The sequence below is a fragment of the Actinoplanes sp. NPDC051537 genome (assembly GCF_055586105.1).
Window position 1 is genome coordinate 62,286 of the sequence record NZ_JBVJIU010000014.1, and the last position, 25,594, is coordinate 87,879.

Consider the following 25,594-nt stretch of genomic DNA (forward strand, 5'->3'; position numbering starts at 1 on the left):
AGGAAGCCGTGCGCTGGATGCCGGTCAACTACGACTTCGGGGGCGCCGCCACGCCCGGCCTCCAGGGCCTGGCCGCGGCCCCGACGATCCCGGGCGCCGACGACCTGCCGTACCGCGCCCAGCTCGGGCGCGCGCAGGCGCAGACCAGCCTGCAGATCCGCGGCTACAAGGGACCGCTGAAGCTGCCCACGTTCGAGACGCTGAGCGTGGACAACTACAGCGACTTCATCAAGACCGTCTCCGCCTTCCAGGACCTGCTCACCGACTCGACCGACGGCGTCAGCCCGGTGCTGCCGGCCCGGCTCGCGCCCGAGCCGCCGCCGGCCGACGTCGACCGGGCCGCTGCCTCGGTCTGGGCGCTCAGCGAGATCGCCCGGGGCAAGACGCTGGCCGAGGCGCTGGGCCGCTTCCCGGACGGCGACGACGCGAGCCTGCAGGCCGAGATCCGCCAGGTCTACGAGTCCCTGAAGGTGGCGACGGACGACCAGCGGCCGGACGAGGTGCAGCGGGCCGAGGCCCACCAGTCGCTGCACGGGGTAGCGCTACGGGGCGGCTGGTTCAACCGCTAGCTGGAACCGCTCGAAGCGGCCCAGGGCCTCGTCGATCAGCGCGCGGTGGCGGGGCGCGCCGATCCACGTCCATTGCTGGATGAGCAGAGCCCCGGCGGCGCGGTCGGTCTTCAGGTCGACGACGGCCACCACCTCGTCGCCGACCAGGACCGGGAGGGCGAAATAGCCGTACACCCGCTGGGGCTTGGGAACGTAGGCCTCGAAGACGTGCGTGTAGCCGAAGAACAGTTTCAGGCGGTCGCGCTGGATGATCAGGGGGTCGAACGGCGACAGGATGTGCACGAGCGGCGGGACTTCGGCCGGGATGAAATCCAGTGTGGACGGCGTCGCCCAATGCTCGACGCCTTCCACGGTCACCGGCACGAGCTGCTGGCGGCGCACCCGCTCCTCGATCAGCGCGCGCACGGGCGCCTTCGCCTTCGGCGCGTGGTGGCAGGCCGAGGCGATGCTCACCAGGCCCTGCGAACGAAGAGCGCGATCCAGCCGGTACGCGGTGAGCTGCCGTTCCGTGGCCGGACGAGGTGCCCGGTCCCAGCCGAAGTGACGATCGGTCACCTCGTACGTCTTCAGGATGCCCGTGCGTTCGCTGACCGTGACCAGTCCCCAGGTCACGGCGATGTCCAGGGCCCGCTTGGACGGCTTGCGGCTGGCCCACGCCCAGTCCTTGTCGACCAGCACGTCGTCCTTGATGTCGCGGATCATCAGCGGCCCGGTGTCCCGGACCCGCTTCACGACGCGGCGCACGTCCTCGGCGGTGATGCCCTGTTGCCAGGACGGCCACGGGCCGGTGCGGCGCTCGCGCATGGCCGGCAGGAAGTACCGGATGTCGGCGCTCGGCGCGTACGACAACGCATGGGTCCAGGTCTCGAAGACCGTCTTGTCGACCGTCTGCGACCGGTGCAGGCCGGCGCGCCGGTAGGAGGGGATCCGGCTGTACAGGATGTGGTGGTGCGCCCGCTCGATCACGTTGATCGTGTCGATCTGGACGTAGCCGAGGTGCGCGATCGCCGCGAGCACCGGGCCCTCGAAGGGCGAATCCAGCAGTTGCGCGTGCAACCAGATCCGCCGCGCCGCGCCGATGGTCAGAGCCGTCCCCACAGATCAAGGACAGTAACAGCGACGCGGGCGCCGCCGGACGGTATGCAGAGGCGGAAGGAGGCGATTCGGATGGCAGGCACACTGAGCCCGTGGCCCCAGATCAGCCAGGGCGCGAAGGAACACCCGGTTCCGACACTGCAATACCTGCTGCGGGCGCGCGGCAAGACGGTGACGGTCGACGGCATCTTCGGGCCGCAGACCGACGGCGCGGTGCGCGCCTTCCAGCACGACAAGGGGCTCGCGGTCGACGGCATCGTCGGCCCGAACACCTGGCGCGCGCTGGTCATCGAGGTCAAGCAGGGCGCGCAGGGCGACGCCGTGCGCGGCGTGCAGGAGGAGTTCCAGTTCCGCAACCTCTCCGGCGATCCGTCGAAGGGTCTCGCGGTCGACGGCATCTTCGGACCCAAGACCGATGCGGCCGTACGCGGCTTCCAGTCGGCGATTCACGCCGACGTCCCGTCGATGGCCGTCGACGGGATCGTCGGCCCGATGACCTGGCAGGCGCTCGTCAGCGGGATGCTGTCGTTCTGAGCCGGGCCGGGAACCTCAGGCCCGCCAGGCCGCCCGGCACGAACGCCACGGCCAGGACGAAGAGGGTTCCCAGCACGAACAGCGGCTGGCCCAGCGGTCCGGGCAGCGCCCCGCCGACGTGGGTCAGCCGCTGGTCCAGGTACGCGTACAGGACGCCGCCGAGCACCGCGCCCCACCGGGTGCCGGCCCCGCCCAGCACCGCCATCACGATCAGCGACAGGGTCAGGTCGGTCGAGGCCAGGTACGGCGTGGCGCCGCCGACCACCAGCACGTAGACCGCCCCGCCCAGCCCGGCCAGGGCGGCGGACAGCACGAAGGTGCCGAGCTTGACCCGGTACGGCGACAGGCCCAGCACCGCGATCCGGCGCTCGTCGTCGCGCAGCCCGGTCAGCACCCGGCCCAGCGGCGCCCGCCGGATGCCGTGCACGACCAGGACGACCAGCACCACGAACGCCAGTGCCAGCCAGTACAGGTTCACCGTGTTGGTGACGCCGACCAGACCCGGGGGCAGCGCCGCGGAGTCGAGCGGCAGGCCCTCCTCGCCGCCGGTCAGCCCGCCCGGGTCGCGGTTCACCACGATCCAGCCGACCTGGGCGAACGCCAGCGTCACCATGGTCAGCGCGATCCCGGCCACCCGCAGCGCGACGGCGCCGAGCAGCGCCGCCACCACCGCCGTGCCGGCCATCGCCACCACCCCCGCGATCCACAGTGGCCAGTGGGCGTGGCCGACCAGGATCGCGGTCCCGTACCCGCCGAGCGCGATGTACAGCGCGTGCCCGAACGACAGGATGCCGGCGTGCCCGAACAGCAGGTCGTAGCCGAGCGCCAGGCCGCCGAAGACCAGGCAGACGCCGAGCAGTTGCAGCGTCCCGGGCGAGTTGAGCGGCCCGTCGAACAGCACCGGGATGGTCAGGGTCGACCAGGGCAGCGCCACCGCGAGGAGGAGGACGGCGAGGGGAGCAAAGCGTGCCGCTCTCATGTGGCGACCCTTCCGGTCAGGCCGCCCGGGCGCAGCAGCAGCACGATGGCCAGCAGCGCCACCACGCTCACGTCGCCGGCGCCGGACGTGCCGAAGTAGTTGACGAACTGCTGGAGCAGGCCGACCGCGACCGCCGCCACCGCCGAGCCGGTGACCGAGCCGAGGCCGCCGATGACCACCACGATGAACGCGAAGATCAGCAGGCTCGCGCCCTGGCCGGGGGAGACCGACCCGAAGTACATGCCGCCGAGGATGCCGGCGGTTCCGGCCAGCGCCCCGCCGAGCGTGAACACCAGCGTGAAGGCCGCGCGCACGTCGATGCCGAGGGCGCTGACCATGGCCCGGTTCTCCACCCCGGCCCGGATGATCAACCCGTACCGGGTCCAGCGCAGGAAGGCCAGCAGCGCGGCCAGCACCAGCGCGGCCACGGCGATCAGCAGGAACCGGTCGTCGGGCACCTCGGCGCCGAGAATGCTCGTGGTGTGCGCGGCCCATTCCGGCCGGGGATAGGTGCGCGGGTCGGCGCCCCAGATCGACTGCAGCAGCGCCACCCCGGCCAGCGACAGCCCGACGGTCGCGAGGACCTGCTCGGTGGGGCGCCGGTAGAGCGGCCGGATCACGACCAGCTCGACCAGCGCCCCGGTGGCCGCGCCGGCGGCGATGCCCAGCGGCACGGCGGCGGCGAGGCCCAGGTGCGGCGCCAGCCACCAGGCGGCGTACGCGCCGACCGACAGGAACAGCCCGTGCGCGAAGTTGAGCACCCCGGCCAGCCCGAACACGAGCGACAGCCCGGAGGCGATCAGGAAGTAGAGCGCGGCCAGCCCGAGGCCGGTCAGCGTCAGCAGGACCACGGTGGACATCAGGGCATCCTCGCGGCCGAGCCGACGCCCAGCAGGTCTCGGGTGAGGGCGGGGTCGCCGAGCAGCTCCGGCGCCTCGCCGCGCCAGGCGACCCGGCCGGCGGCGAGCACCACCGCGTCCGTGGCCAGCCGGCGGACGACGGCGAGGTTCTGCTCGACCAGCAGCATCGGCACCCGCTCGGCGATCCGGGCCAGGGCGGCGGCGACCGCGGAGACGACGGCCGGGGCGAGGCCCTTGGTCGGCTCGTCGATCAGCAGCAGGCGCTGCGGGTTGAGCAGCACCCGGGCCAGCGCCAGCATCTGCTGCTGACCGCCGGAGAGGGTGCCTGCCCGCTGGCCGCCGCGCTCGCGCAGCTCGGGGAACAGTTCATACACCGTACGGAAATCGGGGTCCTGGACGCGGACCGCCAAGCGCAGGTTCTCCGCCACCGTGAGGCCCGCGAAGACGCATCGGTCCTCGGGCACGTAGCCGAGACCGGCGCGCACCAGCTTGTGGGTCGGGCGGCCCAGAGCCGGCTCGCCGCCGAACTCCACCGCGCCCGCGGCCGGCACCTCGCCGAGGATGGCCCGCAGGGTGGTGGTCTTGCCGACGCCGTTGCGGCCGAGCAGCGCCGTGATCCCGGTCGGCGGTACGTCGAAGGTGACGCCCTGGAGGACGTGCGACCCGCCCAGCCGGACCGAGAGGTCACTGACCTGGAGAATCAAAGCTCCTCCCCGAGGTACGCCCGCTGCACCGTCGCGTCGGCCATGACCGAGGACGGGGAGTCGCAGGCCAGCAGCGCGCCGTGGTGCAGGACGGCGACCCGGTCGGCCAGGTCGAGCACGACCTCCATGTGGTGCTCGACCATGAGCACGCCCCGGTCGCCGGCGGTGAGCCCGCGGATCACCTCGGCCAGCGCCGGCACGTCCTCGGCGCTGACCCCCGCCATCGGTTCGTCCAGCAGCAGCACCGCCGGATCTACGGCCAGTAACAGGGCGATCTCCAGCTTTCGCTTCTCGCCGTGCGAGAGATCGCCGGCCTTCACTTGTTCCCTGGTGCCGAGCAGGACGCGCTCCAGGATCTCCTTGCTTTCCGCGGCGATCCGGTGGTCGCTCCGCCGGCGCCACGGCCGCATGCTGCCGCCGCGGTTCGCCTGCACGGCGAGCGCGACGTTCTCGGCCACGCTGAGCGAGGCGAAGACGGCCGACGTCTGGAACGTGCGGCCGAGACCTCGTTGCGCTCGGCGGTACGGCGCGAGGCGGGTCACGTCCGTACCGCCGAGCAGCACCCGGCCGTGGCTGGGCCGGTAGAGGCCGCTGACCAGGTTAAACAGCGAGGTCTTGCCGGCGCCGTTGGGCCCGATGAGCGCGACGAACTCGCCCGGTGCGACGGTCAGCGTCACCTCGTCGAGGATCTTGACGGCGCCGGCATGCCAGGAGACCTGGTCGACGGTCAGTGCTGAGGACACCTTCAGCCCTTCATGGCCGCGACCGGTGGGGCGGCGTCCTCGGGCGTGATGGTCGCGGTGAGGACGGCGTTGTCTCCGTCGAGCTTCGCCTGGAACATGGGCTGCAGCAGGGCATGGTCCTCCGCGCGTACGGTCAGCTTGCCCTTGACCGAATCGAAGCTGTAGCCCTCGAGCGCCGTCACCATCGTGTCGACGTCGTCCCCGCCCTTGGTGAGCGCCTGCACGATCATCTGGGCCGCCGCGAACCCGTCCGGCTGGAACAGGTCGGTCTTGCCGCCCGGCGCCGCCTTCGCGAGCGCCTGCTCGGCCGGGTTGTCGGTGGCGCCGTCGAAGTAGTGCGCGAGCAGGTGCAGCTGCGAGCCGGCCTTGCCGAAGACCGGCCAGGTCGCGCGGATGTCGAGCCCGGTCACGACGGTCGTCGAGCCGAGCACGCCCTGCTGGTCGAGCGACTGCCACATGGCGCTGGCGGTGCTGCCGGCCCAGGCCACGAAGACCAGGTCGGGGGCGGCGGCCTTGGCCTGGCGGGCGAACGGCGTGAAGTCGGTCGCGGTGGCCGGCACGGCGATGCTGGTGACGGTCGCCCCGGCGCCCCCGATCACGGCCTGCACGGCGGCGACGTTGGATTTGCCGAACGCCGAGTCGGGCGCGAAGACCAGCACCTTCTTGCCGGTGCCGAGGTAGGCCTTGGCCGTCTGCACGTCCTGGTAGGACTGCCGTCCCGAGCGGAACGTGTATTTGTTGAGCCCGGTGAGCGCGTCGGTCGCGGCCGGCCCCGATACGAACAGAACCTTGTTGCTGGCCGCCAGGGGAGCGACCTGGGCGGCCACGCCGGACGCGGTCGAGCCGCCGAGCACCTTGTAGCCCTTGCCGATCAGGTCCTTGGCGGCGGCGACGGCCTTGGCCGGGTCCCCGGCGTCGTCGGCGTAAGTGACCTCGACCGCGCGGTCGCCGATCTTGCCGGTGTTCTGGGTGGCGTACGCGAGGCCGGCCTTGAAGCCGTCGGCGTACTGCTGGCCGTAGCTCGCGAGCGGACCCGTCTGCGAGTAGACGATGCCCACCTTGAGGGTGCCGCCGGCGTCGCCGGAAGCTGCCTGCTCGGGGCTGCCGCAGCCGGCCGCGATCAGGGCCGTGGCGGTCAGGATCGCCGCCGCACCGGCGCGCCGCTCTCGTCCCCGCGCCGTCGGGCGGGCCCGGGTCGCTCGCCCTCGGGTAATCAGTCCCCACCCCGTTACTGGGTGGGGCAACTCTAGGCGAGCACTACGACACTTTTCCGCGGCCGTCCACAGCCGGGATGTCGCTGATCCACTCATCGTCGCCTCTCGTTACATCGATGTTTCGCGTGGGCTCACGCTAGGGCGGCCCTCCGGCGCCGAACCACGTGTGCGGCCGCCACGTGAGCCCCGAGCGGCATGGTCCGGCGACACATAGAGGCACGTCGCTCGGGCCGTGATGCCCCGGGCCGCGGGCTGTCGGCGTTCGTTTGCCGTCGGTGGCGGTGGCGGTGGCGGTGGCGGTGGCGGTGGCGGTGGCGGTGGCGGTGGCGGTGGCGGTGGCGGTGGCGGTGGCGGTGGCGGTGGCGGTGGCGGGCCGCAGCCCCCGGGCCGAGCCGAGCCGAGCCGAGCTGAGCCGGGCCGAGCCGAGCTGAGCCGGGCCGAGCCGAGTGCGGGCGTCGCGGTCGAGATTGGGGGCGGGGCGTAGCTCACCGACACACCCGCGGCCCGCAATGTGGCTCGGCCGTCCATGGGAACGGGAGTGTGACGCGGCTTACGTTCGCCGACATGAAGCGACGGATGTGGATCTCTCTGGTCGCGGCCCTGCTGGCCGCGGCCGCGCTGGTGACCCCCGCCCGCGCCGCCGCCACGCTCACCCAGGTGACCGGCTTCGGGAGCAATCCCGGCGCGCTGCGGATGTTCTCCTACGTGCCCTCGGGGCTGCCGTCCGGGCGGCCCCTCGTGGTGGCCCTGCACGGCTGCACGCAGAGCGCCTCCGACTACTACGGCCACGCCGGCTGGCCCAAGTACGCCGACCTCTACCAGGCCGCCCTGGTCTTCCCCGAGCAGACCTCGTCGAACAACTCGCTGTCCTGCTTCAACTGGTTCCAGGCCGGCGACATCGCCCGCGGCGGCGGCGAAGCCCTGTCGATCAAGCAGATGGTCGACTACGCGGTCGCCCACTACGGCTCGGACCCGAGCCGCGTGTTCGTGACCGGTCTGTCGGCCGGGGGCGCGATGACGGCGGTGATGCTCGCGACCTATCCGGACGTCTTCGCCGGCGGCGGCGTGGTGGCGGGCCTGCCGTACAACTGCGGGACCGTCTGCCAGTACCAGGCCCAGACCAAGACCCCGGCCCAGTGGGGCGACCTCGTGCGCGCGGCCTATCCCGGCTACGCGGGGGCCCGGCCGAAGGTGGCCATCTGGTACGGCACGTCGGACACGACCGTGGTGCCGGCCAACGCGACCGAGCTGCGTGACCAATTCACCAATGTGCTCGGCGTCGCGCAGACCCCGACCGCGACGTCGACGTTAAAAGACACCACTCGCGAGTCATATGCCGGAAAAGTCGAGCTATATCGGGTTCAGGGCATCGCCCACGGCACGCCCGTCGACCCCGGTAGCGACGAAAGCCAATGCGGCAGCACCGGCACGTACTACATCGCCTCGATCTGCAGTTCGTATTACCTGGCCCAGTTCTGGGGCCTGGTGACAGGAACCACGCCGCCGACGACAACCCCGCCGACCACGCCGCCGACCAATCAGCCCTGCTTCACGGCGAGCAACTACGCGCAGACGGTCGCCGGGCGGGCCCACCAGAGCGGCGGATACACGTACGCCAATGGCTCGAACCAGGCGATGGGCCTCTGGAACGTGGCCGTGACCCACACGCTGCGGCAGACCGGCACCAACTATTACGTCCTGGCCGACGGTCAGTGCTGAAGGGATGGACATGGCAACACTTCTGGAAGCGACCCGGCGGAACGGCATCGTCAAGGTCGTCTTCGCCTCGCTCGTCGGAACCGCCGTCGAGTGGTACGACTTCTTCCTCTACGGCTCGGCCGCCGCGCTCGTCTTCGGCTCCCAGTTCTTCCCCAAGGAAGATCCGGTCACCGGCACGCTGCTGGCCTTCGGCACGTACGCGCTCGGCTTCGTCGCCCGGCCCCTCGGCGGCGTGGTCTTCGGCCATTTCGGCGACCGCGTCGGCCGCAAGAAGATGCTGGTGGTCTCCCTTCTGACGATGGGTCTCGCGACGATCGCCATCGGCCTCCTGCCCACGTACGCGGCGATCGGTGTCGCCGCGCCGATGCTGCTCCTGCTCTGTCGCCTGGTGCAGGGCTTCGCGGTCGGCGGCGAGTGGGGTGGCGCCGTGCTGATGGCGGCCGAGCACGGCGACGACGCCCGGCGCGGCTTCTGGACGTCGTGGCCCCAGGCCGGCGTCGCGCTCGGCAACCTGCTCGCCACCGCCGTCCTGTGGGTGCTCGCCCTGGTGCAGCCGGACGACGCCTTCAACTCGTGGGGCTGGCGCGTCCCGTTCCTGCTCAGCGCCGTCCTCGTGCTGGTCGGCCTGTGGGTGCGCCTGTCGGTCGAGGAGTCCCCGCTGTTCCGCGAGGCCCGGGCCTCGATGAGCGGCGAGCATCGGCCGCTGCTCGAGGTGATCAAGCGCTATCCCCGGGAGATCGTGCTGGCGATGGGCATGCGGCTGGCCGAGAACATCGCCTACTACCTGTTCACCGTCATCTCGATCACCTTCCTGACCACGTACGCCGGGACGAAGGCCGACAAGGGCACGATCCTGACCGCCCTGGTGATCGGCTCGGCCATCCAGTTCATCGCCATCCCGCTGATCGGCGCCCTCTCCGACCGGGTCGGCCGCCGTCCCCTCTACCTGGCCGGCGCGATCGGCGTGGCGCTCTGGATCTACCCGTTCCTCAAGCTGGTGGGCACCCGCTCGGCCGGCCCGATCACCCTGGCCGTCGTGGTCGGCCTTCTCCTGCATGCCCTGATGTACGCCCCGCAGGCCGCCTTCTTCGCCGAGCTGTTCGGCACGTCGGTCCGCTACACCGGCGCCTCGGTCGGCTACCAGCTGGCGTCGATCCTGGCCGGCGCGCCCGCACCGATCATCGCGATCAAGCTCCTGGGCGACACCGACGACCCGAACCTCACGGCGGTCGCCATCTACATGGGCATCGCGTCGCTGCTGACCGTCGCCGCCGTGCTGGCCGCCCGCGAGACCGCCCGATCCTCGCTGCGGCACGACCGGGTGTAGGAATGCCGGGCGGGACCGTGTCACATTTCCCGGTCCCGCCCGGTCTTATCGGCATGGCCGTCATCACCAAGACCCACGCGCTCAATGTCGTCCGTCGCGCCTACGGGCCGGACCACGCCGCGTCGGTGGAGCCGCAGCTGCCGGACCGGATCGACCTGTCGAACCCGGCCGACACCGCCGCGCTCTACAAGGCCGGCCTGACCCCCGATCGCCTGTTCGACGCCCTGGGAGGCGAATTCTGATGACCGACATCGCCAAGCTCTCCACGCTGCTCGACGACCCCGAGATCCGCGACCTGCTCTTCGGCCTTTCCCACGTGGGCGGGTCCGCCACCCCGGGCGCGCCCCGGCTGCGGTCCGTCGTGCTGCGGCTGGCCACCACCGCGACCCCGGCCCAGTACCGGAGCTGGCTCGACGACGACCAGCACAACGAGCCGATGACCGTCGAGCAGGTCCGCCTCACCATCGGCGACGGCGCCCTCGACGACCTGGCCGTCTTCACCGGCACCGGCAGCGCGTCGGCCGTGGCCTGGCAGCTGGCGTCGGTGCTGCCCGACCTGGTCGACGCGGTCACCCCGGGCGGCCGCGTGATCGACGCGACCGCCCTCGCCACCGAGCTGGTAGCGGCCAAGGCCGAGGACGACCGCGAGACCGGCGCCTTCGGCGACCGCGTGCACTGAGCCGGTCAGACCACCGTCCAGACGAAGGTCATGCTGTCGGGGACGCCGTCGACGGTGACCCGGACCGTCGACGTGCCGCGGGTGGTGGCCGCGCCGCTGATCGTGCCGGTCGCCGACAGGGCGATGCCGGCCGGCAGCCCGGTCGCCGCGTACGTGTGGCCGCTCGCCAGCGACCAGTTCACGGCCTTGCCGGCCGGCGAGCTCATGCCGTGCGGGCCGGCCACCGCGGCCGGGGCGCCCGCGAGCGAGGCCGGCGCCGTGAGGGTCGCGGTCAGCGGCAGGCTCCGGCTCGAATCGCCGACCAGGATCTGGTACGCGCCGGCGGTGGTGCGCCAGGAATGCGAACCGGTGTCCCAGTGGGCCAGGTCGCGCGTACGCACCGGGAATGACACCGTCCCGGAAGCGCCCGCCGCCAGCGTGATGCGCTGGAAGCCCTTGAGCTGATGCGGCGGCTCGCCGTCGGCGGCCGGGTTGCCGACGTAAAGCTGGGCCACCTCGGTGCCGGCCCGGGAACCCGAGTTGCGCACGGTCGCCGTCACGGTCGCGACGCCGTTCGCGAAGGCGCCCACCTGCAAATTGCTGAAGGCGAACGACGTGTAGGACAGCCCGAAGCCGAACGGGAACATCGGCGTCACGTTGCGGGCGTCGTACCACCGGTAGCCGACGTTCAGTCCCTCGCTGTACTGGACCTGACCGCCCACGCCCGGCCATTGCGCGGTCGTGGACGCCGGCACCGCCGAGAGCGACGTCGGGAACGTCATCGGCAGCTTTCCGGACGGGTTGACGTCGCCGAAGAGCAGGCCGGCGATCGCGGTTCCCCATTGCTGGCCGTCGTAGAAACCCTCGAACACGGCGGGCACCGAGGAGAGCCAGGGCATCGCGATTCCGGCGTTGTTGTTGAGCACCACGACCGTACGGGGATTGGCCGCCACCACCGCCGAGATCAGCGCATCCTGGTTGTTCGGCATGCTGATCACCGTGGAGTCGTGTTCCTCGTTGCCGTAGTTGTCGCTCGCGAAGACCACCGCCACGCTGCTGCGCTGGGCCAGCGCCACCGCCGAGGCCTGGTTGCTGCCCTCGTCGTACGCGACCGTGATGCCGGTGCCCGCCACCCGGTTCTGGATGCCGGTGAGCGGCCACACGGTCGCCCCGCTGCGCACGGTCGCCGAGCCGCCGCCGATGGTCTGCGTGCCGGCCCCGCCGTCCACCCCGATCACCGCGATCGAGGTCAGCCCGCTCGTCGTCAGCGGGAGGATGCCGGTGTTCTTGAGCAGGACCGTGCCCTCCTGCGCGCCGCGCAGCGCGACCTGCACGTGCGCGGGCGTGGTCACGGTCGCCCCGAGCGAGCCGCTCGGCGCCTTGTCGAACAGGCCGAACGCGAACATCTGGGTCAGCACCCGGGAAACCATCGTGTCCAGGGTCTGGCTGGTGACCGTACCGGCCGCCACCGCCTGCTTGAGGAAGTCGGCGAAGAAGTATCCGTTCGGCATCTCCATCGTCAGGCCGGCGTTGGCCGACTCCACCGTGGAATGGGTGCCGCCCCAGTCCGACTCGACGAACCCGCCGAAGGCCGCCTGCTGGTAGAGCCCGGCGTTGAGCAGCGACGCGTTCTGGCAGGCCGGCACCGAGTTGACCACGCTGTACGCGCACATCACCGAGGCCGGGGCGCCCTCGCGGATCGCGGTCTGGAAGGCCGGCAGGTAGATCTCCTGGAGCGTCCGCTCGTCGACGATCACCGTGCCGTCCGGGTGCTCGATGTTGTAGACGGCGGCGTGCTTCACCGACGCCATCACGCCCTGACTCTGCAGGCCGCGCACGTCGGCGGCGGCCATCTGCCCGGAGAGGTACGGGTCCTCGCCGTACGTCTCGAAGGCCCGGCCCCACCGCGGGTCCCGCACGATGTTCACGGTCGGGCCGAGCGCCACGTTCGCGCCCTTCCCGGCGAACTCGGCGCCGATCGCCGACCCGTACGCCTGCGCGTAGTCGGGGTCGAAGGTGGCCGCCGTGGCCGTCCCGGACGGCATCTGGGTGACCCCGTCGAGCCCGTCACCCACGCCGGCCGGCCCGTCCTGCAGGCCCAGGTTCGGGATGCACAGCGCCGGGATGCCGGTGACGTTGCCGATGTACGGCGACGCGTTGTTGTTGCCGTGCAGGATCTGCACCTTCTGGTCGATCGTCATCCGGGCGAGCACCTGCGCGACCCGGTCGGCGACCGGCGCCGTCGAGCCCACCCAGGGACAGCCGGTTCCCCCGGTCGGCGGGGTCGTGGCCGGCCCGCCGGCGGTGTGCACGGCGAGTTCCCAGAGCGAGTAGCCGTACTGGGTGGCCCGCGTGATGCCGTACATCCGGAGGTAGCGCCCGGTGGCGTTCAGCGTCACCGTCTGGGTGCCGTCGGCGCCGTTCAAAGTGGGCGTCGCGTCCGTCCAGCCGGCGCCGTCGGTCGACACCTGGAGCTTGAAGGTGGCCGCCCGCGCGGTCTCCCAGTGCAGGTCGGCGCCGCAGATCTGCTGCGCCGAACCGAGATCGACCTGAAGCCACTGCGGGTCGGCGAACGCGGACGCCCACCGGGTGCCGTCGTTGCCGTCGGTCGCCGACGAGGCCGGCGTCCCGGCGTTCTCGGCCGAGGAGGCGGTGGTGGGCCGGTTCAGGGCGCTGTTGCCGCTCGAACAGGCGGTGGGCGCCGAGCCGCCGAAGACCTGGAACTCCCAGACCGAGTAGCCGTACGGCGTCGTCCGGGTCAGCCCGTCCATCCGGACGTAGCGCCCGGTGGCGGTCAGCGTCACCGTCTGGGTGCCGTCCGCGCCGTTGGTGACCGGCGTGGCATCGGTCCAGGCGTTGCCGTCGGTCGAGACCTGAATCTTGAAGGTGGCCGCGCGGGCGGTCTCCCAGTGCAGCGTGACCTGGCTGATCGCCTGGGACGCGCCGAGGTCGACCTGCAGCCACTGGGGATCGGCGAACGCGGAGGACCACCGGGTGCCGTCGTTGCCGTCGGTCGCCGCGCTCGCCGGGGTGCCGGCGTTCTCGGTGGACGACGCGGTGGTCGGCCGGCCCTGTGACAGCAGCGTGAGCGCGGCGTGCGCGCTGGGCGCGACCAGCAGGGTTCCGATGAGGAGGAGGGCGGCGGCGCCGATGAGCAGCAGCCGTCGCCGGGGGATCGTAGCGGTGGACATGGATGCTCCTTGGGGGAGGAGTCACGGCGCTCGGGGAAGCGCTCTCTCACCACATTCGCCACGTCATTCCAGGCTGTCAATGTGTTGACCCCAGTTCCGGACCTAGATAAACATCAAAACAAGAAAGCGCTTCCTGCCCGTACGCGTCGGGACGGCGACAGTGCGTGACGGCGCGCGAGCACATGCTGAGCCGTATGACCGACAACGACGTCGACCTCGACGAAGAACTGTCCGAACTCATCAACGAGCCCCGCCCCGACACCGGAGTGCAGCCGGAAGACGGAGATCAATCGGCCGCGATGGATCCGGACCGGGAGGATGACTCATGAACCCGGTGGATCGCCTCATCGAGGTGGCCGAGCACGAACTGAACATCGGCTACCACGAAGGCAAGAACAACTATTCCAAGTACGGCGACTGGTACGCCCCCAAGTTCGAGCACGAGCCGTGGTGCGACATGTTCGTGTCGTGGTGCGCGGACCGGGCCGGACTGTCCAAGGAGGTCGGCCGCTTCGCGGCGTGCCGCCGTCACGCCGACTGGTTCCGGGCCCATGCCCGCTGGGGCGCCACGCCGCGCCGGGGCGCGATCGTGTTCTTCCACATGCGACAAGGCCACGAGGGGGCCAACCACGTGGGCATCGTCAAGCAGGTGCTCGGCGACGGCCGCATCGTCACCATCGAGGGCAACTCCGGCGACAGGGTCGCCCGCGTGGTGCGGCGCGGGGGCAAACAGGACTACCGGATCGAGGGGTACGGCTACCCGCGATACCCCGGCGACGGGGGCCCGCACATCGTGCCCACGGTGCCGGCGTTCCCGCTGCCGAAGGGCTTCTCCTACGGGCCGCCGTCGGCCGGCAAGCATCTGGTCGACGGGCACGGCGGCCCGGCCTCCTACCGCGACGGGCTGAAGACCTGGCAGCGCCGGATGCTGGCGCGCGAATGGCGCGGCATCGGCAAGGTGGACGGCTTCTACACCGACCGCACGAAGAAGGTCGCCGAGCAGTTCCAGAAGGAGAAGCACCTCGAACTGGACGGCTTCATCGGGCCCGAGACGTGGAAGGCCGCCTGGACGACGCCCGTCACCGGATAGAGCGGGCCGTCGCGAGAGCCTCGTCGGGGGCGGTCATGCCCTCGAGCCGGTAGGTGACCGTGCCCGACTGCCAGATCAGGGACGGGCCGGACAGGCGGGCGGTCTCGGTGCGCTCGACGCCGTCGCGATCCACGTAGGTGACCGGGTGCGGCGTGGGCAGCCACAGGCCGAAGTCGCCGAGCTGCACCCACTGCGCCTCGGGGGCCTGCTTCAGGTAGACCAGGGACAGCGCGCCGTCGAACTCGTCGAGCCGCACCGTGCCGCCGCGCCACGACAGGCCGACCACCCGGGGGTGGCCGGCCTGGTCCGGGTCGGCCAGCGTGACCTGCTCGGGCGGGCCGAGCGTGGCCGGCACCTTGATCGGGAAGAGGGCGGCCTGGCGGGCCTCGTCGAGCGCGGCCGTGCGCAGCGACGGCAGCGGGCTCGGGCTCGCCGGCAGCGACGTCGTCGCGGTGGGGGAGGTGCGCACCTCGACGCCGGCCACCCGCAACAGGCCGCCGACGGCCTCGACCACGGCGGCGCGGGCCGGGGCGATGCCGCCGACCGCGGCCGCGGCGGCGACCAGCGCCGCGATCAGCCAGATCCGCCAGCGGCGCCCCGATCGGCCGAGGATCGCCCGCCAGCCGTGGCCCGCGGGCCGGACGCCGGCGAGCCGGGCGCGCACGGCGGCGCGCTGATCGGCGGCCTGGGGCACGTCGAGGTGGTCGCCGAGCGCGCGCAGCTCCGCGATCAGGTCGTCGTGGTCAGGCATCGGTACCCTCCTCTCCGCTCAGCTGCTCCCGCAATCGGGCCAGCGCCCGCGCCGTCCGCGACTTGACCGTCCCCTTCGGCAGGCCCAGCGTCACCGCCGTCTCGGCCTCGGAGAGGTCCAGCAGGTACCGGCAGACCAGCACCTCACGATCCCGCTCGTCGAGCCGCCGCAGCTGGTCGACCAGGCGCTGCCGGCGCTCGGCCGCCATCGCCGACTCGGCCGGGTCGGGCGCGACGTCGTCGGCGGCGACCGCGGCGGCCCGCAGCACCAGCCCGTCGCGGCGGCCGCGGGACCGGTGCAGGTTGCGGGTCTCGTTCGCCACGATCGCCAGCAGCCACGCCTTGAACCCCGACTCGCCGCGGTAGCGGGACAGCTGGCGGTAGGCCTTCACCAGCGACTCCTGCACCACGTCGTCGGCGTCGGCGCCCGCGCCGAGCAGCACGGCGGCGCGGTGCGCGGGCGCGGTGTACTGGGCGACCAGGATCTCGTACGCCTCCAGGTCGCCCTGCCGGGCCCGGGCGACCGCGGTCGCGTCGTCCAGCGCGGTGGTTCTCTCCAGCCTCGCCACCTCCCACCCTCAGGACACCGCGGAAGCCGAAAAGGTTCCCGGAACCTTTTCCGGGGTGGCGGTGTCTACCCGGCATGACCACTCGGCGAAATCTTCTCGTGCTGGCCGGCGGTTTGGTGGCCGGCGCCTGTTCCCGGCCTTCCTCGCCGGCCGCGGTCCCGGTCCCCGACGTGGTGCTGGCCGACACCGAGGAGGGCCTGGTGGTCGTCGGTGGAAAGAAGCTCGGCGCGAATGCCGCGGCGAGCGCCGACGGCCGGGTCGTGTACGCGGTGACGGCCGGGTCCGACCTGGTGCGTCTCGACCCGGCGGACGGGGTGACCACCCGGAGCGCCACGCTCGGGGGCGGGTGGCTGCCCCGGGTCATCGCCGGCGGCGGCTCGGCCTGCGCGCTCAGCCGCACCGCGGCCACGGCCCGGCCGGCCGCCCGCGCCCGCACCCCGCTGTTGGTCAGCTTCGGCGGCCACCAGCGGGAGTACGACCTGCCCGGCGTCGTCGAGCCGGACGCGTTCACCGGCGACGGCGCCGGCCTGTTCGTGCTCGAGTGGACGCCGGCCGCGGCCCCCGAGCGCTACCGGGTGCGGCTGCTCGACCTCGGCGGCGGGACGGTCGGCCCGCTGCTCACCCGGGACAAGACGGCGGTGCCGCCGGGGGCCGAGGAGACGATGAGCGGCGAGGGCCGGCAGCAGGTGCCGTCCCCGGACGGGCAGGTCCTCTACACGCTCTACACCCACCAGCCCGGCCATCGGCACACCCGCGACCTGCTCTCCGGCCGGCCCGGCAACGCCCACGCGTTCGTGCACGTGCTGCACCTGAACCAGCGCTGGGCGTACTGCGTCGACCTGCCGCACCCGTTCGGCGAGGGCCCGGCCGCCGGGCACGCGATCGCGGCCAGCGCCGACGGCCGCGAGATCGCCGTGCTCGACACCACGTCCGGCTCGCTGGCCTGGGCCGGCACCGAGGCGCTGGCGGTCGCCGGGGTGGTCGCGGCGCCGGTGGCCCGGGACGCGACGGCGAGCCTGGCCTACACGGCGGACGGCTCGCGGGTGCTGGCCGGCGCCGGAACGACGATCAGCTCGCTGGACCACACCGGCACGGTGACGGCCCGCTGGGAGATGCCGGCCGCCGTGCGCGGCCTGGCGGTGAAGGGGGAGAGGGTGTACTGCGGAGGAAAGGACGAGGTGCGATGGCTCGACGCGGGCACGGGAGCCGTGCGGGGGCGGGCGAAGGTGGATGGACTCGTCACGGTGAGGACGGTTCGATGAGACGGGCGGCTCTGGTACTCGTACTCGTGCTGGCGGGTTGTTCCACGCCGAAAGCCGCCACCGCGCCGGTCGCGCAAGCCCCGCCGAAGCCCTGCGGTTCCCCGGTCAGCACGGAGGCGTTGCCGGAATGGGCCCGGGCCGGGTTCAGCGGCGACGGCAGCGGGAACCCGCACGTCTTCGGGCGCGACGGCACCATCCTTGGGGTGATCTTCGGAGCGCCGTTGCGGGCGGCGCCGGCCGAGGGACGCGCCAACAAGATCCTCTGGGTGTCGAAGCTGCCGATCGACGGCGACCCGCTGCAGATCGCCGCGACCCTGGACGGAACGGGCGAAAAGGCCGAAGCGCACGTCAACGGCGGTCCGGGTCCTTCGATCGTCGATCTGCCCAGGGCGGGCTGCTGGCGGCTGACCCTGACGTGGTCGGGTCATACCGACACGATGGATCTGACCTACTCATGATCAGTTCCCACCCTCCGGACCGCGGCCTGTAGCCTCCCCTCAGAGTTCTCTCGAGGTAAGGCAGGGTCGGGTCCGGTGTTCAAACGAATCGCCATCGTCAACCGCGGCGAGGCCGCGATGCGGCTCATCCACGCGGTCCGCGACCTGGTCGCCGAGTCGGGCACCCCGATCGAGACCGTCGCGCTCTACACCGACGTCGACCGCACGGCCATGTTCGTGCGCGAGGCCGACATCGCGTACGACCTGGGCCCGGCCGCCTCGCGGCCCTACCTCGACCTCAAGACGCTGGAGCGCGCGCTGCTCGACTCCGGCGCCGACGCGGCGTGGGTCGGCTGGGGCTTCGTCGCCGAGGACCCGGCCTTCGCCGAGCTGTGCGAGCGCATCGGGGTCACCTTCATCGGGCCGAGCCCCGAGGCGATGCGCAAGCTCGGCGACAAGATCGGCTCCAAGCTGATCGCCGAGGAGGTCGGCGTCCCGATCGCGCCGTGGAGCCGGGGCCCGGTCGAGACGCTGGAGGCGGCGCTCGCCGCGGCCGAGCGGATCGGCTACCCGCTGATGCTCAAGGCGACCGCCGGCGGTGGCGGCCGGGGCATCCGGGTGGTCCGCGACCCCGAGCAGCTCGCCGACGCGTACGAGCGCACCAGCCAGGAGGCCGCGCGCGCCTTCGGCAGCGGCATCGTCTTCCTCGAGCGCCTGGTCACCGGCGCCCGGCACGTCGAGGTGCAGGTCATCGCCGACGGCCAGGGCACGGCGTGGGCGCTCGGCGTGCGCGACTGCTCGGTGCAGCGGCGCAACCAGAAGGTCATCGAGGAGTCGGCGTCGCCGGTGCTCAGCCCCGAGCGGGCGGCCGACCTCAAGGCCTCGGCCGAGCGGCTCGCCGTCGCGGTCGGCTACCGCGGCGCCGCCACCGTCGAGTTCCTCTACCACCCGGGCGACGACCTGCTTGCGTTCCTCGAGGTCAACACCCGGTTGCAGGTCGAGCACCCGATCACCGAGTCGACCACGGGCTTCGATCTCGTACGCGCCCAGCTCCATGTCGCCTCGGGCGGCCGGCTCGAGGGAGCGCCGCCGGCCGAGCGCGGTCACGCCATCGAGGCCCGGCTCAACGCCGAGGACCCCGACCGCGACTTCGCGCCCTCGCCCGGCCGCATCGCCCGGCTCGTCTTCCCGGCCGGCCCCGGCATCCGGGTCGACACCGGCGTCGGCGAGGGCGACACCATCCCCGGCGACTTCGACTCGATGATCGCGAAGATCATCGCGTACGGCCGGGACCGGGACGAGGCGCTCGGCCGCCTCCGCCGGGCGATGGCCGAGACCACCGTGATCATCGAGGGCGGCGCCACCAACAAGAGCTTCGTCCTCGACCTGCTGGCCCAGCCCGAGGTCATCGACGCCAGCGCCGACACCGGCTGGATCGACCGGGTCCGGGCCGAGGGCCGCCTGGTCTCGCACCGGCACTCCGCGGTCGCGCTGGCCGCCGCCGCCATCGAGGCGTACGAGGACGACGAGCGCCTCGAGGAGGAGCGGCTGCTGTCGACGGCCTTCGGCGGCCGCCCGCAGGTGCGCCACGAGAGCGGCCGCCCGCTCGACCTCAAGCTGCGCGGCGCGAGCTACCGGGTGCGGGTCGCCCAGGTCGGCGCCCACCGGTTCCGGGTCAGCGTCGAGGCCGGCGGCGAGCTCCGGGCCGCCGACGTCGAGCTGCAGCGCTTCGACGAGCACACCGGCTGGATCGTGGTGAACGGCGAGCGGCACCGGCTGCTCACCGGCGCGCACGGCGCCATCCACCTGGTCGAGATCGACGGCGTCAGCCACCGGATCACCCGCGACGAGGGCGGCGTCCTGCGCTCGCCGATGCCGGCGCTGGTCGTCGCCACCCCGCTGGCGGTCGGCGACGAGGTCGAGTCGGGCGCGCCCGTGCTCGTGCTCGAGGCCATGAAGATGGAGGCCGTGCTCCGCGCGCCGTTCCGGGCCCGGCTCAAGGAGAGCCTGGTCGCGGTCGGCGCCAAGGTCGACGCCGGCGCGGCCCTGCTGCGGCTCGAGCCGCTCGGCGGCGACGAGGCCGAGGCCGAGGCCGACGCCGAGCACGTCGAGATCGACCTGCCGGCCGAGCCCAGCGGGCTGCCGCCGGCGGCCCGCGCCGCCCGCGGCCAGGAAGACCTGCGCAGCCTGGTGCTCGGCTTCGACGCCGACCCGCACGACGAGCGCCGGGTGCTCAACGACTACCTCGCCGCCCGGACGGCGGCGGCCGAGGCCGGCCAGCGCCCGCTGGCCGGCGAGATCCAGCTGCTCGAGGTCTTCGCCGACCTGGCCGAGCTGAGCCGCAACCGGCCCGGCGGCGAGGACGGCGGCAGCGACACCCGGGTGCACAGCCCGCGCGAGTACTTCCACGCCTACCTGCAGAGCCTCGACGTCGAGCGGGCCGGGCTGCCCGAGCGGTTCCAGGCCCGGCTGGCCAAGGCCCTGGCCCACTACGGCGTCACCGAGCTCGAGCGCACGCCCGAGCTCGAGGCCGCGGTGTTCCGCATCTTCCTGGCCCAGCAGCGGGCCGCCGCCGACGCCACCGCCGTCGCGGCGCTGCTGCGGGCCTGGCTCGGCGAGCCGCCGCCGGACGAGACCCTGCACGAGGCGGCCGGTCTCGCGCTCGAGCGGCTGATCGCGGCCACCCAGGTCCGCTTCCCGGCGATCGCCGACCTGGCCCGCGGCGTCGTCTTCTCCTGGTTCGGCCAGCCGCTGCTGCGCCGCAACCGAGCCCACGTCTACGCCGGCATCCGCGCCCACCTGCGCCACCTCGACGAGCAGCCGGACGCGCCGGACCGCGCCGAGCGCATCGCCGAGATGGTCCGCAGCACCGAGCCGCTGATGCGCCTGCTCGGCCAGCGCCTGGTCCGCGCCAACCTCGACAACGCGGTCATGCTCGAGGTGCTGACCCGCCGCTACTACGGCAACAAGGGCATCACCGGCGTACGCACCACCGAGGCCGCCGGCTGCTCGTTCGTGGTGGCCGAGCGCTCCGGCTCCCGGGTCGTCTCGGCCGCGGTCAAGTTCGCCCGGCTCGGGGCCGCCCTCGACGGCCTGGCCGAGCTGGCCGTCGGCGACGCCGCGATCGACGCCGACATCTACCTCTCCTGGGAGGGGCAGCCGGGCACCTCCGACGCGATGGCCGCCGCCCTGCACGAGGTGGTCAGCGCCCACCCGCTGCCCGGCCAGGTGCAGCGGCTCACGCTGGCCGTCGCCGGCCGCAGCGGCGCCGTCGTGCACCACCACTTCACGTTCCGCCCGTCGTCGACCGGGATGACCGAGGAGCGGCTGATCCGCGGCCTGCACCCGCACATCGCGCAGCGCATGCAGCTCGAGCGGCTGCGCAAGTTCGACCTCACCCGGCTGCCCTCGTCGGACGAGGAGATCTACCTGTTCCGCTGCGTCGCGCGGGACAACCCGGGCGACGACCGGCTCGTCGCGTTCGCCCAGGTCCGCGACCTGACCGAGTTGCGCGAGCACGACGGCCGGCTGGTGTCGCTGCCGACGACCGAGGACACGATCGCCACCTGCCTCGACTCGATCCGCCGCAACGAGTCGGTGCGGCCCTCGGACAAGCGGTTCAGCACCAACCGCATCGTCATCTACGTGTGGCCGCCGGTCTCCATCACCCGCGAGGAGATGGAGATGATCGCCCGCCGGGTCGCGCCGACCGTGACCGGCGCCGGGCTCGAGGAGATCCTGTTCATCGCCCGCCAGCGCGACGTCGCGACCGGCCGGCTCACCAAGGTCGCGGTGCGGATCGCGTTCGACGTGACCGGCGGCGCCGAGCTGATCATCGGGGCGCCGTCGGACGAGCCGATCGAGCCGCTCGACGGCTACCGGCAGAAGGTGCTCCGGGCCTCGCGGCGGGGCGCCGTCTACCCGTACGAGCTGACCGGTCTGCTCGGTGAATTTGCCGAGTATGACCTCGCTGACTCGGGGCAATTGGTGCCGGTCGACCGGCCCAAGGGACGCAACACCGCGGCCATGGTCGCCGGGGTGGTGACGACGAAGACCGAGCGGTACCCCGAGGGCATCGCCCGGGTCGTGCTGCTCGGCGACCCGACCAAGTCGCTGGGTGCTCTGTCGGAGCCCGAGTGCCGCCGGGTGATCGCCGCGCTCGACCTCGCCGCCGAGATGCGGGTGCCGCTGGAGTGGTACGCGCTGTCGTCCGGCGCCCGGATCTCGATGGAGTCCGGCACCGAGAACATGGACTGGGTCGCCGAGGCGCTCAAGCGGATCGTCGAGTTCACCCAGGACGGCGGCGAGATCAACATCGTGGTCGCGGGCATCAACGTCGGCGCTCAGCCGTACTGGAACGCCGAGGCCACGATGCTCATGCACACCAAGGGCATCCTGGTCATGACCCCCGACTCGGCCATGGTCCTGACCGGTAAGCAGGCGCTCGACTTCTCCGGCGGCGTCTCGGCCGAGGACAACTTCGGCATCGGCGGGTACGACCGGGTGATGGGCCCGAACGGGCAGGCGCAGTATTGGGCGCCGTCGTTGACCGGAGCGCGCGATGTTCTCATGGCGCACTACGACCACACGTACATCGCGCCGGGGGAGACCGCGCCGCGCCGGGCTGTTTCCGCGGACCCGGTCGACCGGGACATTTCGAACTTTCCCCATGATTTCGCCGGGAGCGACTTCACCACGGTGGGGGAGATCTTCTCGGCGACGGCCAATCCGGATCGCAAGAAGCCCTTCGACATCCGTACGGTGATGCGCGCCCTGTCCGACCAGGATCACCCGGTGCTGGAGCGCTGGGCCGGCATGGCCGACGCCGAGACCGCCGTGGTGCAGGACGTACACCTCGGCGGCATCCCGGTCTGCCTGCTCGGCATCGAGTCCAAGTCGGTGACCCGGCGCGGCTTCCCGCCCACCGACGGCCCCGACACGTACACGGCGGGCACCCTGTTCCCGCGCTCGTCGAAGAAGGCGGCCCGGGCGATCAACGCGGCCAGCGGCAACCGCCCGCTGGTGGTCCTGGCGAACCTCTCCGGCTTCGACGGTTCCCCGGAGTCGATGCGAAAGTTGCAGCTCGAGTACGGCGCGGAAATCGGCCGTGCGGTGGTCAACTTCCGCGGCCCGATCGTCTTCTGCGTGATCTCCCGCTACCACGGCGGCGCGTTCGTGGTCTTCTCGAAGCGCCTGAACCCGAACATGACGGTCCTGGCCGTCGAGGGCTCCTTCGCCTCGGTGCTGGGCGGCGCTCCCGCCGCGGCCGTGGTCTTCACCGCCGACGTCAACGCCCGCACCGCCGCCGACCCGCGGGTGAAGGAGCTGCAGTCCCGCGTGGCCGCCGCGACCGGCGCCGAGCGGGGGGAGCTGGCGGCCGAGCTGGACGAGCTGCGAACCTCGGTGCGAACCGAAAAGCTGGGCGAGGTGGCCGCCGAGTTCGACCGCGTCCACAGCGTGCAGCGGGCGGTGGAGATGGGCTCGGTCGACGCCGTCATCAAGGCCGCGGAGCTGCGGCCCCGCATCATCGAGGCGATCGACTTCGGAGCGGGCCGCAAGCAGTAGCCCGTTGGGGGCGCCCTTGGCTGGGCGCCCCCTCTGGCGCCCGCATTCCGTGCGCTTTGCTCTGCTCACCTATACGCGCGCCTTGCTCTGCTCACCTATACGTGCGCTTTGCTCTGCTCACCTATACGCGCGCCTTGCTCTGCTCACCTATACGCGCGCCTTGCTCTGCTCACCTATACGCGCGCCTTGCTCTGCTCACCTATACGCGCGCCTTGCTCGCTTGCGCACCGCGCGCCCTGTCCGCCCTGCGCTTTCCGCGCCGCAGAGCCGAGCGTCCCGCTGAGGAACTCGGCCTAGGTTCCTAGGATGCCGAACGGCGTGCGACCCCGAGCCCACTGGTCCAACCAGTTGACGGGTTGATGTGGGCCGGGGCACACTGCCGGGCATGACCTTCGAGCCCTTGTCTCGGCAGTCCGTCTCGGATCAGGTGTTCGGGCGGCTTCGCGACGCCATCGTCAGCGGGCAATACCCGGCCGGCGATCCCCTGCCCAGCGAGCGCGACCTGGCCGGCGCCTTCGAGGTCAACCGGCATGCGGTTCGCGAGGCGCTGCGGCGGCTTCAGCAGCTCGGGCTGGTGCGGGTCAGCCAGGGCGGCGCCACCCGGGTGCTCGACTGGCGGGCCACGGCGGGGCTCGATCTGGCCATGGCCGGCGGTGACGTGCTGCCGGTGACCACTCTGGTTCGCGACATGCTGGAGATGCGCGCCTGCATCGGGGCCGATGCCGCACGCCTCTGTGCGCTGCGGGCCGACCGGCCGGGGCGCGATGCCGTGGTCGCCGCCGCCGAGGGCTACGCGGCCGCGGCCCCGGACCTCGAGCGGATGGGCGCCGCCGACCGCGATCTGTGGCGCCGGATCATCGAGGGCTCGGGCAACGTGGCGTACCTGCTGGCCTACAACAGCCTCACGGCGGGCGCCCTCGCTGTCGGCAGTGTGCCGGCTCCCCGGCGTACGGCCGAATTGCTCGATGTCGCCGCCCACCGCGACCTCGCCGCCCTGATCGCCGCCGGTGACGCCCCCGGCGCCGAACGCGCCGCCCGTGACCTGCTCGCCGTGCTCGTCACCGCCGTCCCGCCCGCTCCCGTCGCCCCCGGAGGAGATTCATGATCCCCGCCGTCCTCTACGCCGTGCCCGCGTTCCTGTTGCTGATCGTCATGGAGGCGTTCTCGTATCGCTTCCTGCCCGACGACGAGGAGCGGGGGTACGAGGCCCGCGACACCGCCACCAGCCTGTCGATGGGCCTCGGGAGTCAGGTCATCGGCGTGCCGTGGAAGCTGTTCACCGCCGTGGCGTTCGCCGGCCTCTACGTGCTCAGCCCGATTCGCCTGGATCCGCGCGACTGGTGGGTCTGGGTGCTGCTGTTCTTCGCCGACGACCTCGCCTACTACTGGTTCCACCGGCTGCACCACGAGGTGCGCGTGCTCTGGGCCGGGCACGTCGTGCACCACTCGAGCCAGTTCTTCAACCTCTCGACCGCGCTGCGCCAGAGCTGGACGCCGATGACCTCGCTGCCGTTCTGGCTGCCGCTGGCGCTGCTCGGCATGCCGCCGTGGATGATCTTCCTGCAGCAGTCGATCAGCCTCGCGTACCAGTTCTTCCTGCACACCGAGCGCGTCGACCGCCTGCCCCGGCCGATCGAGTGGTTGTTCAACACGCCGTCCCACCACCGCGTGCACCACGGCTCGAACGACCCCTACCTGGACCGCAACTACGGCGGCATCCTCATCATCTGGGACCGCCTGTTCCGCAGCTTCGAGCCCGAGGGCGAGCGCGTGAAGTTCGGCCTCACCACGAACATCGAAACCTTCAATCCGATCAAGGTCGCCACCCACGAGTACGCGGCGATCTGGCGCGATGTGCGGACGGCGCACGGCTGGCGGCACCGGGCCGGCTACCTGTTCGGCCGCCCGGGCTGGCAGCCGGCCGCGTGACCGGATCCCGCCGGCCGCTGATCCTGTTCGCGGCCGCGGCGGCGGTCGAGCTGATCGCGGTCGCGGCCGGCTGGACGCCCCTGCAATGGGTCGCGAAGCCTCTGCTGGCGCCGTTGCTGATCTGGTTCCTGCTCGGCCGATCGACCCGCGGCGCCGTGATCGTGGCGCTGTGCTTCGCCACCGCGGGCGACATCGCGCTGCTGGTGCCGGGCGCCTTCCTGGTCGGCATGCTGCTCTTCCTCGGCTGCCAGGTCGCTTTGATCGTGGCGTTCACGCGCCGGGCGCGGCCGGTCATGGCGTTCACGCGCCGGGCGCGGCCGGTCGTGGCGTTCACGCGCCGGGGGGGGGGGGGGGGGGGGGGGTGGTGGGGGTGGTGGAGCAGGCATAGGGGGTAGGGCG

The 25,594-nt window shown here is 72.2% G+C and carries 24 protein-coding genes; 15 read left to right on the forward strand and 9 right to left on the reverse strand.

The features are described 5' to 3' along the window. Positions 1-8: 8 nt before the first annotated feature. Positions 9-569 carry a hypothetical protein gene (locus tag ACZ6TB_RS31455; RefSeq protein WP_465560253.1) on the forward strand — a complete coding sequence of 187 codons (561 nt, stop codon included), beginning with the start codon at positions 9-11 and terminating at the stop codon, positions 567-569. On the opposite strand, the gene ACZ6TB_RS31460 is transcribed toward ACZ6TB_RS31455, so the two are convergent. Next, complete coding sequence (locus ACZ6TB_RS31460; RefSeq protein WP_465560256.1) at positions 543-1,667, reverse strand: DNA glycosylase AlkZ-like family protein; 1,125 nt, start codon at positions 1,665-1,667, stop codon at positions 543-545. The two genes, ACZ6TB_RS31455 and ACZ6TB_RS31460, sit on opposite strands and share 27 nt — an antisense overlap. 69 nt (positions 1,668-1,736) lie before the next feature. Between ACZ6TB_RS31460 and ACZ6TB_RS31465 the strand changes: the two genes are divergently transcribed. Further along, entirely contained in the window at positions 1,737-2,198 is a 462-nt protein-coding gene (locus ACZ6TB_RS31465) for a peptidoglycan-binding domain-containing protein (protein WP_465560259.1), read from the forward strand. On the opposite strand, the gene ACZ6TB_RS31470 is transcribed toward ACZ6TB_RS31465, so the two are convergent. Genes ACZ6TB_RS31470 through ACZ6TB_RS31490 form a run of 5 tightly spaced genes read right to left on the reverse strand, consistent with a single transcriptional unit; the run spans position 2,176 to position 6,626 of the window. Then, the gene (locus ACZ6TB_RS31470; RefSeq protein WP_465560262.1) at positions 2,176-3,177 is read right to left on the reverse strand and encodes a branched-chain amino acid ABC transporter permease; all 1,002 of its coding nucleotides are present in this window, start codon (positions 3,175-3,177) and stop codon (positions 2,176-2,178) included. The two genes, ACZ6TB_RS31465 and ACZ6TB_RS31470, sit on opposite strands and share 23 nt — an antisense overlap. Beyond that, positions 3,174-4,037: a branched-chain amino acid ABC transporter permease gene (locus ACZ6TB_RS31475; protein ID WP_465560265.1), complete on the reverse strand. Its 864-nt coding sequence runs from the start codon at positions 4,035-4,037 to the stop codon at positions 3,174-3,176. The genes ACZ6TB_RS31470 and ACZ6TB_RS31475 overlap by 4 nt, the downstream gene beginning before the upstream one ends. Further along, positions 4,037-4,741 carry an ABC transporter ATP-binding protein gene (locus ACZ6TB_RS31480; RefSeq protein WP_465560267.1) on the reverse strand — a complete coding sequence of 235 codons (705 nt, stop codon included), beginning with the start codon at positions 4,739-4,741 and terminating at the stop codon, positions 4,037-4,039. Before ACZ6TB_RS31480 ends, ACZ6TB_RS31475 begins: the two co-directional genes overlap by 1 nt. Further along, positions 4,738-5,484, reverse strand: coding sequence for an ABC transporter ATP-binding protein (locus ACZ6TB_RS31485; RefSeq protein WP_465560269.1), 747 nt, complete (start codon positions 5,482-5,484; stop codon positions 4,738-4,740). The genes ACZ6TB_RS31480 and ACZ6TB_RS31485 overlap by 4 nt, the downstream gene beginning before the upstream one ends. A gap of 2 nt (positions 5,485-5,486) precedes the next feature. Beyond that, entirely contained in the window at positions 5,487-6,626 is a 1,140-nt protein-coding gene (locus tag ACZ6TB_RS31490; RefSeq protein WP_465560793.1) for a substrate-binding domain-containing protein, read from the reverse strand. Between the two features lie 347 nt (positions 6,627-6,973). Here ACZ6TB_RS31490 and ACZ6TB_RS31495 point away from each other — a divergent pair, with 347 nt between their 5' ends. From ACZ6TB_RS31495 to ACZ6TB_RS31515, 5 genes are all read left to right on the forward strand, one after another. Beyond that, positions 6,974-7,129 carry a hypothetical protein gene (locus ACZ6TB_RS31495; RefSeq protein WP_465560271.1) on the forward strand — a complete coding sequence of 52 codons (156 nt, stop codon included), beginning with the start codon at positions 6,974-6,976 and terminating at the stop codon, positions 7,127-7,129. 133 nt (positions 7,130-7,262) lie between these two features. Next, positions 7,263-8,417, forward strand: a complete 1,155-nt coding sequence (locus ACZ6TB_RS31500; protein WP_465560274.1) for an extracellular catalytic domain type 1 short-chain-length polyhydroxyalkanoate depolymerase — start codon at positions 7,263-7,265, stop codon at positions 8,415-8,417. Between the two features lie 10 nt (positions 8,418-8,427). Beyond that, complete coding sequence (locus ACZ6TB_RS31505; RefSeq protein WP_465560277.1) at positions 8,428-9,744, forward strand: MFS transporter; 1,317 nt, start codon at positions 8,428-8,430, stop codon at positions 9,742-9,744. Positions 9,745-9,797: 53 nt separating this feature from the next. Next, the gene (locus tag ACZ6TB_RS31510) at positions 9,798-9,986 is read left to right on the forward strand and encodes a hypothetical protein (RefSeq protein ID WP_465560280.1); all 189 of its coding nucleotides are present in this window, start codon (positions 9,798-9,800) and stop codon (positions 9,984-9,986) included. Further along, positions 9,986-10,423, forward strand: a complete 438-nt coding sequence (locus ACZ6TB_RS31515) for a YidB family protein (protein WP_465560282.1) — start codon at positions 9,986-9,988, stop codon at positions 10,421-10,423. Before ACZ6TB_RS31510 ends, ACZ6TB_RS31515 begins: the two co-directional genes overlap by 1 nt. A gap of 5 nt (positions 10,424-10,428) precedes the next feature. On the opposite strand, the gene ACZ6TB_RS31520 is transcribed toward ACZ6TB_RS31515, so the two are convergent. Continuing rightward, complete coding sequence (locus tag ACZ6TB_RS31520; RefSeq protein WP_465560284.1) at positions 10,429-13,593, reverse strand: glycoside hydrolase family 3 C-terminal domain-containing protein; 3,165 nt, start codon at positions 13,591-13,593, stop codon at positions 10,429-10,431. A 194-nt stretch (positions 13,594-13,787) separates the two neighbouring features. Between ACZ6TB_RS31520 and ACZ6TB_RS31525 the strand changes: the two genes are divergently transcribed. Together ACZ6TB_RS31525 and ACZ6TB_RS31530 are read left to right on the forward strand one after the other, a co-directional pair. Then, on the forward strand, positions 13,788-13,922 hold the full coding sequence (locus ACZ6TB_RS31525) for a hypothetical protein (protein ID WP_465560286.1): 135 nt from the start codon (positions 13,788-13,790) through the stop codon (positions 13,920-13,922). Continuing rightward, positions 13,919-14,683, forward strand: a complete 765-nt coding sequence (locus ACZ6TB_RS31530) for a CHAP domain-containing protein (RefSeq protein ID WP_465560288.1) — start codon at positions 13,919-13,921, stop codon at positions 14,681-14,683. Before ACZ6TB_RS31525 ends, ACZ6TB_RS31530 begins: the two co-directional genes overlap by 4 nt. Here ACZ6TB_RS31530 and ACZ6TB_RS31535 read toward each other — a convergent pair. Continuing rightward, on the reverse strand, positions 14,673-15,434 hold the full coding sequence (locus ACZ6TB_RS31535; protein WP_465560290.1) for a hypothetical protein: 762 nt from the start codon (positions 15,432-15,434) through the stop codon (positions 14,673-14,675). The two genes, ACZ6TB_RS31530 and ACZ6TB_RS31535, sit on opposite strands and share 11 nt — an antisense overlap. Next, positions 15,427-16,002, reverse strand: a complete 576-nt coding sequence (locus tag ACZ6TB_RS31540) for an RNA polymerase sigma factor (RefSeq protein WP_465560293.1) — start codon at positions 16,000-16,002, stop codon at positions 15,427-15,429. The genes ACZ6TB_RS31535 and ACZ6TB_RS31540 overlap by 8 nt, the downstream gene beginning before the upstream one ends. A gap of 74 nt (positions 16,003-16,076) precedes the next feature. On the opposite strand from ACZ6TB_RS31540, the gene ACZ6TB_RS31545 reads away from it, so the two are divergent. The 6 genes from ACZ6TB_RS31545 (at position 16,077) to ACZ6TB_RS31570 (ending at position 25,590) form a co-directional block, all read left to right on the forward strand. After that, positions 16,077-17,264, forward strand: a complete 1,188-nt coding sequence (locus tag ACZ6TB_RS31545; protein WP_465560296.1) for a YncE family protein — start codon at positions 16,077-16,079, stop codon at positions 17,262-17,264. Further along, the gene (locus ACZ6TB_RS31550) at positions 17,261-17,722 is read left to right on the forward strand and encodes a hypothetical protein (RefSeq protein ID WP_465560298.1); all 462 of its coding nucleotides are present in this window, start codon (positions 17,261-17,263) and stop codon (positions 17,720-17,722) included. Before ACZ6TB_RS31545 ends, ACZ6TB_RS31550 begins: the two co-directional genes overlap by 4 nt. Positions 17,723-17,797: 75 nt before the next feature. Then, positions 17,798-23,266, forward strand: a complete 5,469-nt coding sequence (locus ACZ6TB_RS31555; protein ID WP_465560300.1) for an ATP-binding protein — start codon at positions 17,798-17,800, stop codon at positions 23,264-23,266. A gap of 385 nt (positions 23,267-23,651) precedes the next feature. Further along, positions 23,652-24,371, forward strand: a complete 720-nt coding sequence (locus ACZ6TB_RS31560; RefSeq protein ID WP_465560303.1) for a FadR/GntR family transcriptional regulator — start codon at positions 23,652-23,654, stop codon at positions 24,369-24,371. After that, entirely contained in the window at positions 24,368-25,195 is an 828-nt protein-coding gene (locus tag ACZ6TB_RS31565) for a sterol desaturase family protein (RefSeq protein WP_465560306.1), read from the forward strand. Before ACZ6TB_RS31560 ends, ACZ6TB_RS31565 begins: the two co-directional genes overlap by 4 nt. Continuing rightward, positions 25,192-25,590 carry a lysoplasmalogenase family protein gene (locus ACZ6TB_RS31570; RefSeq protein WP_465560309.1) on the forward strand — a complete coding sequence of 133 codons (399 nt, stop codon included), beginning with the start codon at positions 25,192-25,194 and terminating at the stop codon, positions 25,588-25,590. The genes ACZ6TB_RS31565 and ACZ6TB_RS31570 overlap by 4 nt, the downstream gene beginning before the upstream one ends. The last annotated feature ends 4 nt before the right edge of the window (positions 25,591-25,594 follow it).